This window comes from Massilia pinisoli, from assembly GCF_024753285.1.
Lineage (GTDB): Bacteria > Pseudomonadota > Gammaproteobacteria > Burkholderiales > Burkholderiaceae_D > Telluria > Telluria pinisoli.
On the sequence record NZ_JANUGW010000015.1, the window covers coordinates 88,735 to 102,361 of the forward strand.

Sequence of the window (13,627 nt, forward strand, 5' to 3'; positions counted from 1 at the left end):
TAGGTGAAACGACCGCGCCGCCCCCCGCGTTTCCGGCCGGGCCGCAGCCTGCTTCCTGGCCGGGCTTGCGGTCGGCCATTGGCTGGGCAGGCGCACATCAGGGGAGCCCGATACCGTGCCGGCCAGCCGCCAGATCGTCAACCACGTCAGCGAAGCCATCATCTCCGCCGACCGCGCGAACACCATCGTCATGGCCAACCCCGCGGCGGCCGCGCTGTTCGACACGAGCGTCGAGCAGATGGTGGGCAGTCCGCTGGGCCGCTACCTCGAGGAACCGGCCGGCGGGGCCGACCGCGCGGGCGAGCCCGTCGATTTCTTCCGCCCCGGCAGCGGGCGTGCGGGCCGCCGCGCGACCGACTACACGGTCGTCGGCCTGCGCAACGGCGAACGCTTTCCCATCGAAGGCTCGATCTCGCGCGCGAACGCCGGCGCGCCCTTTTATACGGTGGTCATGCGCGACGTCAGCGAACGCCGCCACGTGCAGGAAAAACTGACCCGGTCGCACGACCAGTTGCGCCAGTTGTCCGCCGCTCTGCAGACCATCCGCGAGGAAGAGCGCACGCACATCGCGCGCGAACTGCACGACGACCTCGGCCAGCTGCTCGCATCGCTGCGCATGGACCTCACCTTGCTGCAGCAGGCCGACGGCACGCCGGCCGACAGCCTGCGCCTGATGCGCGGCATGGAAGACAATCTGCTGACGGCCATCACGTCGCTGCGCCGCATCGCCACCAACCTGCGCCCGCGCGCGCTCGACGAAGGCGGCCTGTATTTCGCGCTGCAGGGGCTGCGCGACGATTTCGTGGAACGCTACGGCATCCCCACCACCCTGCTCGCCGACGAAGCGGAACTGCGCCTGGACGACGCGGCCAGCACGGCCATCTTCCGCATCGTGCAGGAAGCGCTGACGAACATCGCCCGCCATGCGCAAGCGACGCGCGTCATGATGAATCTGTTCCGGCTCGACGGCGAACTGCTTCTCACGATCCGCGACGATGGCCGTGGTATCCGGCCGGAAGACATGGAAAAAGCGGAATCGCTGGGCCTGATCGGCATGCGCGAACGGGTCTGGGCCATGAAGGGCGACATCACGATCGGCGCGGACGAGCCGCAGGGCACGCGCATCGACATCGTGCTGCCGCTGGGTGGCCACGTCGTGTCATGACAGGGTCACGCGTTGATGACAATGAAAATGTGGTAGCTGTGCAACATTTCGTTCTGTCATCAAACCGACATATCGCTTCGATAAGATGCCTGCCAATCAAGCAATAGTGTTGACATTGCTTGAGTCGAACCGACATCTTATTGGAGAAACCTGAATGCAAGTCAAACGCCTGGCCGCCGCCTCGGTAGCTACCCTGATCGCAGCTGCCCCGCTGGCCGTTAAAGCCCAGACCAACGTGACCGTGTACGGCGTCGTCGATGCCGCCATCGAGTCCGCCGACACGGGCGGTGCCGTCGGCCGTCACACCAACGTCCAGTCGGGCAACCAGTCGGGCAGCCGCTTCGGCTTCCGCGGTTCGGAAGACCTGGGCAACGGCCTCAAGGCCATTTTCAACCTGGAAGCGGGCGTCGCTGTCGACACCGGCGCGCAAGACTCGTCCGGCCTGTTCCAGCGCCGTGCCGTCGTCGGCCTGGAAGGTGAATTCGGTACCCTGACGCTGGGTCGCGAATACTCGCCGCTCGCCGCCGTCGCCGGCGCGACCGACGAATTCGGTCAAGGTTTCTACGGTAACAACCTGTCCAGCTTCGGTTCGGGCCGTCTGACCCGCCGCCTGGCCAACTCGGTCAACTACAAGAGCGCTTCGTTTAACGGCTTCGACCTGCTGGCCACCTACTCGGCCGGCGAAAAAAACCCGGGTCCGTCGGGTGACCTGAAAGGCATCGGCGCGGAATTCAAGCAGGGCGGCCTGTACCTGGGCGCCGCCTACCACACGGTCAAGCGCCTCTCGAGCGGCGACGACAAGGAATACGGCGCAGGTGTCGCCTACACGTTCGCCGACATCGGCGGCCTGGAAGTCAAGGCCAACTACCTGTCGGCCGATCCGGAAGGCGCAAACAACAAGTTCAAGCAATACAACCTCGGCGCCGGCTACCCGGTCGGTGCGAGCAAGTTCTACGTGAACCTGCAGCAGAGCAAACTCGAGAACGGCGCCAAGGGTAATGCCTGGGCACTGGCCTACAGCTACTCGCTGTCGAAGCGCACGAACCTGTATGCAACGTACGCCAGCCTGAACAACAACGGCCTGGCCGCGTTCGGCCTGAACTCGGGTTCGAACAACGTGACGCCGGCCGCGACCGAGCTGGGCGCCGATCCGTCGGTGTTCACGGTCGGTATCCGTCACGCGTTCTAAGCGTAGCGACATTCCGCGTGGGCTCGTGATTGATGCCCCCAGCATCAGTCACCCCACCCTACGATTTCGCACGTAGGGTGGGCGCCCCGTGCCCACGCGTACGTTCGCAGACAGCGAACGTCATTTGAGCCGGCAAGTCAGCATCCAGTAATACGTCAACCGCTCGATGCGAATCTCGCGCACGCCATCCGCCAGCCGCTTGCGCAACGCACTGTCCGCCGGATAACTCTTCGGCAACTCGAACCGCTCGCCGTCCGGCGCCGCGACGATCTCATACGTATTGCCCTGCGCATCCGTCCGCGCGACCGTGGTACTGCTGCCTTCGACGTAGGCATCGTCCAGCAGGATCAGCACGACGCCCTGCCCCAGGCGCGCGCGCAGCTGGGCCAGCAGCGCATCCTGCTCGTCGCGCTTCAGGTGCGACCACCAGAAACCGATGAACACGCAGGAAAACGTGCCGAGGTCGTCCGGCAGGTCGAGGCCGTCCACGCGCCGGAACGCGACCTTGCCCTCCGGGAAGCGGCGGGTCTGTGCCCGCGCCAGCATCGTGTCGAGGATGTCGGTGGCGAGTACCTTGTCGGCCGTCGCGGCGATCACTTCCGTCCAGTAGCCGGTGCCGCAGGCCAATTCCAGCACGGTCTGGCCGCGCACCAGCTGGGCGAGGCGTTCGCGCACGCGCGCGAGGTCGTTGGCCCGTTCGGCACGGGACAGCGCCGCGTCCGCGGCCTGCGTGCTGCTGGCGTAGTAGCGCGCGACGGGATCATTGTTGCGATTCATATCAAAGCTCGTAGTTCTCGCTGGTACCGCGCATGGCCGATTCGACCATCTTGCGATTGAGCGTCGGCGCCAGCAATTCGATGAAAGTGTAAATGTAGCTGCGCAGATAGGCGCCCTGCTTCACGGCGACGCGCGACACGTTCATGCCGAACAGATGGCCGACAGGGATCGCGCGCAGGTTGCGGTCGCGGTCGTGGTCGAACGCCATGCCGGCGATGATGCCGATGCCCATCCCCAGTTCCACGTACGTCTTGATGACGTCGGCGTCGATGGCTTCCAGCAGCACGTCCGGCTTGAGGTTGCGCAGTTCGAACGCGTGGTCGATCTTGCTGCGGCCCGCGAACGCGGCATCGTACGTGATCAACGGATAGCCGGCGATCTCTTCCAGCGAAATGGCCTTCGATTTCGTCAGTGGATGCTCGGGCGGCAGCACGAGCACGTGTTCCCACTGGTAACACGGCAACGTGATGAGGCCGTCGACGGCCGCGATGGATTCCGTCGCGATGGCGAGGTCGGCCTGGTCGTTCTTGACCATGTCGGCGATCTGGCGCGGATTGCCTTGCAATAAAGACAATCTGACCTTCGGGAAGCGCTGCATGAACGCTTGCACGACCTTGGGCAACATGTAGCGCGCCTGGGTGTGCGTCGTCGCGATCGTGAAGCTGCCGCTGTCCTGGGCCGCGTATTCCTTGCCGATGCGCTTGAGGCTGTCGATCTCCTGCATGATCAGCTCGACCGAATGCAGGACGAGGCGGCCCGGCTCCGTCAGGCCGCGGATGCGCTTGCCGTGGCGGGTGAAGATGTCGACGCCGAGCTCTTCCTCCAGTTCGATGATCGCTTTCGACACGCCGGGTTGCGACGTGAACAACGCCTTGGCGGCGTCGGTCAGGTTGTAGTTCTGGCGGACCGCTTCGCGCACGAAACGTAGTTGGTGTAGGTTCATTGCCCTTATCTTGTCAATCTGATGCCGCATTTTACAAGGATGCTTATACCGCAGGCTCATATAAGCAAATAAATTCTCCGTCGTTTGGAATATAGCTGGATTTTATTAATATTCGGGATAGTTTGGGTCAGGATTGGCCCGCCCCTAAGGAATCTTGCCCATGTACCGTTACGACCAATACGACCATCTCATCGTACGTGAACGCATCGCCCAGTACCGCGACCAGGTACGGCGCCGTCTCGCCGACGAGCTGACCGAAGAAGAATTCCTGCCGCTGCGCTTGCAGAACGGCCTGTACATGCAGCGCCATGCCTACATGCTGCGCATCGCCGTGCCGTACGGCCTGCTGTCGACGGCGCAGATGCGCATGTTCGCGCACATCGCGCGCAAGTACGACCGCGGCTACGGCCACTTCACCACGCGCCAGAACATCCAGTTCAACTGGATCGAGCTGGAACAGACGCCGGACATCCTGGCGGACCTCGCTTCCGTCGAGATGCACGCGATCCAGACGTCGGGCAATTGCATTCGTAACACCACGACGGACGAATTCGCCGGCGTCGCCGCGGACGAGATCGTCGACGTGCGCCCGTACGCCGAGATCATCCGCCAGTGGAGCACGTTCCACCCCGAATTCATCGCCCTGCCCCGCAAGTTCAAGATCGCGATCAACGGCGCCGTGGAAGACCGCGCCGCCATCGCCGTGCACGACATCGGCCTGACCGCGGTGGTCAACGACGCCGGCGAAGTGGGCTTCAAGTTCATGGTCGGTGGCGGTCTGGGCCGTACCCCGATCATCGGCAGCGTCATCAACGACTTCGTGCCCTGGCAGCACCTGCTGACGTACACGGAAGCGATCATGCGCGTGTACAACCAGTTCGGCCGCCGCGACAACAAGTACAAGGCCCGCATCAAGATCCTCGTGAAAGCCGTGGGCGCCGAGGAATTCGCGCGCATGGTCGAGGCGGAATTCGCCGACCTGAAGGACGGCCCGGAAACGCTGACCCGCGAGGAAGTCGAACGCGTGGCGCAATGGTTCAATCCGAAGCCTTACCTCACCTTGCCGAACATCGACCCGCGCGCCGAGCACGCCGGCGACAAGGCGTTCGCCAACTGGCTGCAGCGCAACGTCAAGCCGCACAAGGTGCCGGGCTATGCGTCCGTCGTGCTGTCGCTGAAGAAGACCGGCGTGCCGCCGGGCGACGCGACCGCGGAGCAGATGGACTTCGTGGCCGACCTGGCCGACAAATACAGCTTCAACGAACTGCGCGTGACGCACGAGCAGAACCTCGTGCTGGCCGACGTCGAGCAATCGAAACTGTTCGAAGTGTGGCAGCAGGCCAAGGCGCGCGGCCTCGCGACGCCGAACATCGGCCTGCTGACGGACATGATCGCGTGCCCGGGCGGCGACTACTGCTCGCTGGCGAACGCGAAGTCGATCCCGATCGCGGCCGCCATCGCGGAGCGCTTCGACAACCTCGACTTCCAGCACGACATCGGCGACATCGAACTGAACATCTCGGGCTGCATCAACGCCTGCGGCCACCACCACGTGGGCCATATCGGCATCCTGGGCGTGGACAAGGATGGTTCCGAGTGGTATCAGGTGTCGATCGGCGGCGCACAGGGCAATGAATCGGCCATCGGCAAGATCATCGGCCCGTCGTTCTCGGCAACGCAGATGCCGGAAGTCGTCGGCCGCCTGCTGGAGGTCTATGTGAAGAACCGCGTCGACGGCGAACGCTTCGTCGACGTGGCGCAGCGCCTCGGCGTCGCGCCGTTCAAGGAACATGTTTATGCCACGCCGATCCCGGCCGGCGCACTGGTTGGGGAAGACGAATATGCCTAATTTCGAATTGCACGCGCACAAGCAGATCATCAAGCACCGCGAAGTGGTGGCTGACGACTGGAGCGTCCTGAAGATCGTCGAAGATGGAACCCCGGAAACCGTCGACGTCCCGGCCGGCAAGATCATCGTCCCCGTGACAGTGTGGCTGGCGCAGCGCGAACAGCTGCTGGCCCGCGCCGCCCGCAAGGAACTGGGCATCTGGTTCGCGTCGGACGAGCTGGCGCAGACGGTGAAGGACGACCTCGACAAGTTCGCCGTCGTCGCCGTCGACTTCCCGAAGTTTTCCGACGGCCGCGGCTATTCGATCGCCTACAACCTGCGCAAGCGCCTCGGCTACCAGGGCGAGCTGCGCGCGATCGGCGACGTGTTGCGCGACCAGCTGTTCCAGATGGCCCGCTGCGGCTTCAACGCCTATGCGACGCGTGAAGACCGCAACATCCACGATGCACTGAAAGGCTTGACGGTGTTCTCGGAAACGTACCAGGCATCCGTCGACAATCCGCTGCCGCTGTTCCGCCGCCACGCACGCGGCGCGCTGCCCGAGCACAGCGACGTCGGCGCCGGCATCTGACCGACCAAGGTAACTGAGCAAGGAAACCCATGAACGACCTGAACGCGCGGGTGAATGAAACCCGCGGCATCCTGGAGCGCATCGCGCGCGATTTTTCACCCGCCGTGTTCGCGTCCAGCCTGGCGGCCGAGGACATGGTCCTCACCGACCTGATCCTCAAGGCCGGCCTGCCGATCACCATCTTCTCGCTGGAGACGGGGCGCCTGCACAAGGAAACGCTGGCCATGTTCGACAAGGTCAAGGCCCGCTACGGCTACGACATCGTCGTGATGCGTCCGAAGCAGGAACTCGTCGACGAGTACGTGAACAAGAACGGCCTGAACGCGTTCTACGACAGCGTCGAGATGCGCAAGGGCTGCTGCTACGTGCGCAAGGTCGAGCCGCTGGGCCGCGCCCTCGCGGGCAACAAGGCATGGATCACGGGCCAGCGCCGCACGCAGTCGACGACGCGCTCCGACCTGCCGGTGCAGGAAGACGATGCGGCGCACGGCATGGCCAAGTTCAATCCTCTGGCCGACTGGAGCGAAGACGACGTCTGGGCCTATATCCGCGCCAACGACGTGCCGTACAATGACCTGCACGATCGCGGCTACCCGTCGATCGGCTGCGAACCCTGCACCCGTGCGATCCAGCCGGGCGAGGACGTGCGCGCCGGCCGCTGGTGGTGGGAAAACGCCGACTCCAAGGAATGCGGCCTGCATCTCGTCGACGGCAAGCTCATCCGAATCAAATCCGTGGCCCCGGCCTAATGACCGGACACCGGCCCAATCAAGACATCGACAGGCAAGTTAAACATGACGACTTTTTCCGATACGCCGCTCGCCCTCAGTGACGTGAATGCGCGCCACCTGGACGCACTCGAATCCGAAGCCATCCACATCCTGCGCGAGGTCGCGGCGGAGTGCTCGAACCCTGCCCTGCTGTTCTCGGGCGGCAAGGACTCCGTGGTGCTGCTGCGCCTGGCCGAGAAGGCGTTCCGTCCGGGTAAATTCCCGTTCCCCCTCGTGCACATCGACACGGGTCACAACTTCGATGAAGTGATCACCTTCCGCGACGCACGCGTGGCCGAACTGGGCGAGCGCCTGATCGTCGGTTCCGTCGAAGAGTCGATCAAGAAAGGCACCGTCCGCCTGCGCAACCCGCAGACGGATTCGCGCAACGCCGCGCAAGCCGTCACCCTGCTGGAAACGATCGCCGAATACGGCTTCGACGCGTGCATCGGCGGCGCCCGCCGCGACGAGGAAAAGGCGCGCGCGAAAGAGCGCATCTTCTCGTTCCGCGACGAATTCGGCCAGTGGGACCCGAAGGCCCAGCGTCCGGAACTGTGGGACCTGTATAACACCCGCGTGCACCCGGGCGAGAACATGCGCGTGTTCCCGATCTCGAACTGGACGGAGCTCGACGTCTGGCAATACATCGCCCGCGAAAAACTCGCGCTGCCGCCGATCTATTTCGCGCACGAGCGCCAGGTGATCCCGCGCAACGGCCTGCTCGTGCCGCTGACGCCGCTGACGCCGGCCCGTGACGGCGAGGAAGTCGAGACGCGCGTCGTGCGCTTCCGTACCGTCGGCGACATCTCGTGCACGTGCCCGGTCGCGTCGGATGCATCGACCGTCGACGCGATCATCGCCGAAACGGCGATCACCCAGATCACCGAGCGCGGCGCGACCCGCATGGACGACCAGACGTCGGAAGCCTCGATGGAAAAGCGCAAGAAACAAGGATATTTCTGATGAACGCGATCACTGAAAAACTGAACCACAACGACGACCAGAGCGGCCAGGCCGGCCTGCTGCGCTTCATCACCGCCGGCTCCGTCGACGACGGCAAGAGCACCCTGATCGGCCGCCTGCTGTTCGACAGCAAGGGCATCTTCGCCGACCAGCTCGCGGCCGTGTCGCGTTCCAAGCACAAGCGCACCGTGGGCGACACCATCGACCTGTCGCTGCTGACGGACGGCCTGGAAGCGGAGCGCGAGCAAGGCATCACGATCGACGTCGCGTACCGTTATTTCGCCACGCCGAAGCGCAAGTTCATCATCGCCGACACGCCGGGCCACGAGCAGTACACGCGCAACATGGTGACGGGTGCGTCGACGGCGGACGCCGTCATCATCCTCGTCGACGTGTCGAAAGTGAAGCTGGGCGATGATGGTTCCGTCGAACTCCTGGTGCAGACGAAGCGCCACTCCACGATCGCCAAGCTGCTGCAGATCGAGCACGTGATCGTCGCCGTCAACAAGATGGACCTCGTGAACTACGACCGCACCGTGTACGACCGCATCGTCGCGGAATACACGAAGTTCGCCGATACGCTGGGCCTGAAGGACATCACGGCGATCCCGCTGTCGGCACTCGCGGGCGACAACGTCGTCGAACGCGGCGACAACATGCCGTGGTACGAAGGCCCCACGCTGATCGAACTGCTGGAAGGTTTGAGCGTCTACGACGAGACCCACGCCGCCCCATTCCGCTTTCCCGTGCAGCTGGTGGCGCGCCACAACGGCCACGAAGCGAACGACTTCCGCGGCTATATGGGCCGCGTGGAATCGGGCAAGGTGGCCGTCGGCGACAAGCTCGTCGTGCAGCCGTCCGGCCACAGCGCCACCGTGAAGGAAATCGTCACGTTCGACGGCCCGCTGCAGCAGGCCGTGGCCGGCCAGTCCGTCACGATCACGTTGAACGAACACGTGGACATCTCGCGCGGCGACGTGCTGGCACCGGCCGAGCAACCGGCCACGTTGCTGAAGCAGGTGAAGGCGGACGTCTGCTGGATGGCCGACGAACCCCTGGACGTGCGCCGCAAGTACTGGATCAAGCACGGCACGCGCCAGACGATGGCCAAAATCAAGGCGATCGAGTCCGTGCTGGACGTGAACACGCAAACGCGTCGCATCGTCGACAACCCGGCCGAAGGCCTCAAGTTGAACGACATCGCCCAGATCGAACTGGCCGTGCAACAGCCGCTGGCGGCAGACGCCTACGATGCGATCCGCGCAACGGGTGCCTTCATCCTCATCGATGAAGTGACCCATCAGACGGTCGCCGCAGGTATGATTCGTATTGACGCGTAACGAACGACTGAAAGGGATCCATGGCGGCGCTGGGAAAAGTGTATCTGGTTGGAGCCGGTCCCGGCGCCGTTGATCTCATCACCGTGCGCGGTGCGCGCCTGCTCGGGGAGGCGGAGGTCGTGCTGTACGACGCCCTCGTCACCCCGGAGATGCTCGCGCTGTGTACACAGGCCGAGCTGATCCCCGTCGGCAAGCGCTCCGGCCAGCGGTCGACGGCGCAAACCGTCATCAATGAAAAACTCGTCGATGCCGCGCGCCGCTACCAGCGCGTCGTGCGGTTGAAAGGCGGCGACCCGATGCTGTTCGGGCGCGCCGACGAGGAACTCCGCGCGCTCGAGGAAGCGGGTATCGAGGTCGAAGTCGTTCCCGGCATCACGACCGCGGTTGCCGCGGCGGCCGCCACCTTGCAGCCGCTGACGAAGCGGGGTGTCGCGCGCAGCGTCGCTTTCTTCACGTCCAGCACGGCACCCGACCAGCCCGACCATCCTGCGCTGCCGGAAACGGATACGTTGGTGCAGTATATGGGAGGCCGCGAAGCCGCCGCAACGGCGGAACGCCTGCTGGCCGAAGGCCGCCGGCCGGAGCTGCCCGTCGTCGTCGTGGAAAACTGCAGCCGCGCCGACCAGAGCGTGCGCCGCCTCACCTTGGCCGACCTCGCCCATGGCCTCGACGTCGCGCACGGCCCCGTGCTCGTCATGATCGGCGAGGCGATGGCGCACCGGCCGCACCAGACCCTGTAATTCGCTAGCGCGCCCGCGCTTCCAGCTCGGCCTCGAGCCGCGTCGCCGCGGCGTGCGTGTCGACGGCGATGCGGTTCAGGCGCGCCAGCGCCGTCGCCAGCCGCTCGCCGCTCTCGCCTCCGCATTCCTCCGCATACCACAGCGCGAGATCGCAGCGCATCCGCGACAGCTCACCACGCAGGTCCACGAGCATGCGGCGCAGGCTGCCGTCGGCGTCGGGGCGCCCCGGCGCGCCGTCGCCCAGCAGATGGTCGCGCATGAGCGCAATGCGCGCCTGCATCTGCCCCATGCGGCGCGCCAGGCGGTCGAGGCGGCGCGCGCAGCGCCACTCCACGAAGGAGCGAGGCCCCGGCACCAGGCGCAGGGGGTCGAGCGCGCGCAGGCATGCGCGCAGGCGGACGGAGAACGGTACGGGTTTGCTGGACATGACCGGATCGGAATCGTCAGTAACGGACATCCGACCAGTCTGGGCGCCGCGGGCATCCGCGGGCCTGATGTACAGCAAACTCAGGTCATTGAGCGCCCGCGCAATAGGCGGCCATGGCGGCCAGCACGCCCGGATCTTCGCCGACGGCCGGCACCGTGGCAAACGTCACGTGCGGATGGCTCGCGCGCAGCTGGTCGAGCAGCAGCGGCAGGTCGCGCAGCAGATGGCCGCCCTGCCCCAGGAACACGGGGACGATGGTGACGTCGCGCGCGCCCAGCGCCACGAGGGCGTTCACTTCGTCGGGCAGGCTCGGGGTCATCAGCTCGAGGAACGCCAGCGACACGGTGCAATCGGGGCGGCGCGCGGCCGTGAGATCGCGCAGGCGCTGGAACGGCGCGGCCCAGCCGGCGGCGCGCGCGCCGTGCGCGAACAGGACGAGTGCTTTTTCCATCAATGTCTCTCCACCCAGCGCAGGGCGACGATCGCCAGCAGCAGGAACAGCAGGCTGGGCGCGGCCGCCGTCAGGAACGCGGGCCAGGTCGACAACATGCCCACGTGCGAGAACAGCGAGTTAATCAAGAGGAAGCTCACGCCGATCATGATGCCGATGAAGATCTTCAAGCTCACGCCGCCACTGCGCGTGTGCAGGTAGCCGAACGGCAGCGCGAGCGCCATCAGCACGAAGATCGACAGCGGATCGATCAGCTTCTTCCAGAACGCGATCTTGAAGCGTTCCGTCTCCTGGCGGTTCTCGGCCAGGTGGCGCGTGTACACGGCCAGTTCGTTGGCCGACATCTGCGACGGGTCGGAGCGCGACACGGACAGGATCTTCGGCGTGATCTCGGAAACGAGGTCGAGGCTCGCGACCTTGCGCGTGGAGACGGACGCCGTGTCCTGGCCGAAGCGGCTCTGGATGGTCTGGCCGGCCGCCAGGGGCGCGTCCGGCGCGGGCAATTCGCGGCTGTTCGCGAACAGCGTCTCCGTCACGTCGTTCAGGCGCCACGTACCGTTGCCGCTGAACGTGGCATTGGCCGCGGTGATCAGCGAGCGCATGCGCATGCTGTTGTCGAACTCGTACAGGCGCACATCGATCAGCTGGCCGTCCGGGCGGATCTGGCGCGCATTGAAGAAGCGCGAGCCCGTCACGGGGCCTTTCGCGCCGCCCATGTGCACGGTATCCTTCGTCCACATGCCGGACCGGAATTCGGCGGACAACGTCGCGCCCTTCGCGGACAGGCGCACGCGCTCCGCGATGGGCGCCGTGCGCGGCGTGATCAATTCGCCGAACAGGAACGTGAGGGCGACGAACACGAGGCCGATCTTCGCGAGGATCATGGCGGCCTGCTGCGTGGACATCGACGACGCCCGCATGATGGTGAATTCCGAGCTTTGCGCGAACTGCGCCATCGTGTAGATGGTGCCGATCAGCGCCGCGACCGGCATCACCTCGTACACGTGACCGGGGACGAGCAGCAGCACGTACAGGACGGCGTGCTGGATCATGTAGCCGCCCTTGCCCACCGACGGGAGTTCCTGCGTGAGGTCCATGAACGCGATGAGGCCGAGGAGGCCCACGAGCACGAAGGCGACGGCCTGCGCGATGTTGACGAGGAAGTAGCGCTGCAGGATCTTCATTGCGCGCCCTCGTGCGTTGCGGCGGCGGTCGCGCCGCTGCGCAGCAGCCGGCGGCGCTTGAACGCGCCCAGCAGCGCGAGCGGATGCCAGCGGTGGTTCACGTTCAGGCGCCACGCGAACAGGCCGGCGACGACGAGCAGCGCGAACACGTGCAGCGGCCACCACGCGACGCCGAAGTTCATCTTGCCCTGCTTGACGCTGGCCTCGAACAGTTTCGACAGATTGCTGTACGTGAAAAAGATCAGCAGCGCGAGGATCAGGTTCGCGGAGCTGCCCGCGCGCGGGTTGACGAAGCCGAGCGGGATCGCGAGCAGCATCAGCACGACGCAGGTGATCGGCGCGGAAATCCGGTACAGCAGTTCGGCGTTCGTATAGCGGTTGTCGGGCAACGCCAGCAGCGCGGGCGTGGACAGCGCGTCGGCCGGCGTCTCGGACCCCATCACGGGCACCGAGCTGGAGACGCGCATGCGGTAACGATCGAATTCCATCGACTGGAAATCGGCGCGCCCGGGCTGCCCCTGGTAGCGCCGGCCGTTCTTCAGCACGAGATATTGGCCGCCCTTGCCGTCCGGCTCGATCACGCCTTCCTTGGCGACGACGATCGAGCTGCCGTCCTTGTCGACGGAATTCACGAACACGTTCTGCACGACGGTCGATCCGCCCGTGCTGCCTTCGACGAAGAACACGCGGTTGGTCGACGTCGATTCGCGGAACTGGCCGGGCGACACGCGCTTCAAGTCTTCGCGCTTCTCGAAGCGCTCGACGAATTCCGCGCTCTTCATCTTGGCCCACGGCGTCGCGACGAACGACAGCACGGCCACGAGCGCGACGAGCGGCAACCCGAACACGAGCACGGGGCTCACCCAGCGCATCAGCGACTGGCCGGACGCGAACCACACGACCATCTCGGAATCGCGGTAGCTGCGCGTGACGGTGACGATGACGGCGATAAAGCTGGTAAGGATGAGGATTGTTGGCAGATAATTCAGCACCGAAAAGCCGATCAGCGCCAATACGTCGCTCGAGGCGACCTTGCCCCCCGCGGCCTTGCCGAGGATGGAGATCAGGGTCCAGGTAACGAAGATCGTAAACAGGACCGTGAAGGTGGCGCCGGCCACGCTGGCCAATTCACGCTGTAGGGCGCGTTTGAAAATCATTCGATCGTTATAATTGCAGGTTTGAAGGAACCCCAAGGAACCGTCACGAGCGGGTGCCGAATGGGAGGTTCCTCGGACAGCACGCGCGTCAAAACTCGAAA

14 protein-coding genes are annotated in these 13,627 nt (G+C 65.0%); 8 read left to right on the forward strand and 6 right to left on the reverse strand.

The genetic code is table 11. The features are described 5' to 3' along the window. Nucleotides 1-115: 115 nt before the first annotated feature. Together NX784_RS19190 and NX784_RS19195 are read left to right on the forward strand one after the other, a co-directional pair. Nucleotides 116-1,165 (forward strand): PAS domain-containing sensor histidine kinase, encoded by a 1,050-nt coding sequence (locus tag NX784_RS19190; protein WP_258818299.1) that lies wholly within the window; start codon nt 116-118, stop codon nt 1,163-1,165. 154 nt (nt 1,166-1,319) lie between these two features. Further along, entirely contained in the window at nt 1,320-2,354 is a 1,035-nt protein-coding gene (locus NX784_RS19195) for a porin (protein WP_258818300.1), read from the forward strand. 120 nt (nt 2,355-2,474) lie between these two features. On the opposite strand, the gene NX784_RS19200 is transcribed toward NX784_RS19195, so the two are convergent. Continuing rightward, entirely contained in the window at nt 2,475-3,131 is a 657-nt protein-coding gene (locus NX784_RS19200; RefSeq protein WP_258818301.1) for a class I SAM-dependent methyltransferase, read from the reverse strand. Between the two features lies 1 nt (nt 3,132). Further along, a complete protein-coding gene (locus NX784_RS19205; RefSeq protein ID WP_166859923.1) occupies nt 3,133-4,074 on the reverse strand; it encodes a CysB family HTH-type transcriptional regulator in 942 nt (313 codons plus the stop codon). A 160-nt stretch (nt 4,075-4,234) separates the two neighbouring features. On the opposite strand from NX784_RS19205, the gene NX784_RS19210 reads away from it, so the two are divergent. The 6 genes from NX784_RS19210 to cobA are packed head-to-tail and all read left to right on the forward strand — an operon-like array spanning nt 4,235 to nt 10,307. Then, complete coding sequence (locus NX784_RS19210) at nt 4,235-5,923, forward strand: nitrite/sulfite reductase (RefSeq protein ID WP_258818302.1); 1,689 nt, start codon at nt 4,235-4,237, stop codon at nt 5,921-5,923. Then, nucleotides 5,916-6,494 (forward strand): DUF934 domain-containing protein, encoded by a 579-nt coding sequence (locus NX784_RS19215; RefSeq protein WP_258818303.1) that lies wholly within the window; start codon nt 5,916-5,918, stop codon nt 6,492-6,494. Before NX784_RS19210 ends, NX784_RS19215 begins: the two co-directional genes overlap by 8 nt. A gap of 29 nt (nt 6,495-6,523) precedes the next feature. After that, on the forward strand, nt 6,524-7,243 hold the full coding sequence (locus tag NX784_RS19220) for a phosphoadenylyl-sulfate reductase (protein ID WP_258818304.1): 720 nt from the start codon (nt 6,524-6,526) through the stop codon (nt 7,241-7,243). Between the two features lie 45 nt (nt 7,244-7,288). Beyond that, on the forward strand, nt 7,289-8,227 hold the full coding sequence (gene cysD, locus NX784_RS19225) for a sulfate adenylyltransferase subunit CysD (RefSeq protein WP_258818305.1): 939 nt from the start codon (nt 7,289-7,291) through the stop codon (nt 8,225-8,227). Next, entirely contained in the window at nt 8,227-9,567 is a 1,341-nt protein-coding gene (locus NX784_RS19230; protein ID WP_258818306.1) for a sulfate adenylyltransferase subunit 1, read from the forward strand. The genes cysD and NX784_RS19230 overlap by 1 nt, the downstream gene beginning before the upstream one ends. A gap of 20 nt (nt 9,568-9,587) precedes the next feature. Further along, nucleotides 9,588-10,307 carry a uroporphyrinogen-III C-methyltransferase gene (gene cobA / locus NX784_RS19235; RefSeq protein ID WP_258818307.1) on the forward strand — a complete coding sequence of 240 codons (720 nt, stop codon included), beginning with the start codon at nt 9,588-9,590 and terminating at the stop codon, nt 10,305-10,307. A gap of 4 nt (nt 10,308-10,311) precedes the next feature. On the opposite strand, the gene NX784_RS19240 is transcribed toward cobA, so the two are convergent. From NX784_RS19240 to lptF, 4 genes are all read right to left on the reverse strand, one after another. After that, a complete protein-coding gene (locus NX784_RS19240; RefSeq protein WP_258818308.1) occupies nt 10,312-10,734 on the reverse strand; it encodes a hypothetical protein in 423 nt (140 codons plus the stop codon). Between the two features lie 85 nt (nt 10,735-10,819). After that, a complete protein-coding gene (locus tag NX784_RS19245) occupies nt 10,820-11,185 on the reverse strand; it encodes a sirohydrochlorin chelatase (RefSeq protein WP_258818309.1) in 366 nt (121 codons plus the stop codon). Further along, nucleotides 11,185-12,369 (reverse strand): LPS export ABC transporter permease LptG, encoded by a 1,185-nt coding sequence (gene lptG / locus NX784_RS19250; RefSeq protein WP_258818310.1) that lies wholly within the window; start codon nt 12,367-12,369, stop codon nt 11,185-11,187. The genes NX784_RS19245 and lptG overlap by 1 nt, the downstream gene beginning before the upstream one ends. Further along, nucleotides 12,366-13,526 (reverse strand): LPS export ABC transporter permease LptF, encoded by a 1,161-nt coding sequence (gene lptF, locus NX784_RS19255; RefSeq protein ID WP_258818311.1) that lies wholly within the window; start codon nt 13,524-13,526, stop codon nt 12,366-12,368. The genes lptG and lptF overlap by 4 nt, the downstream gene beginning before the upstream one ends. Nucleotides 13,527-13,627 lie beyond the last annotated feature (101 nt).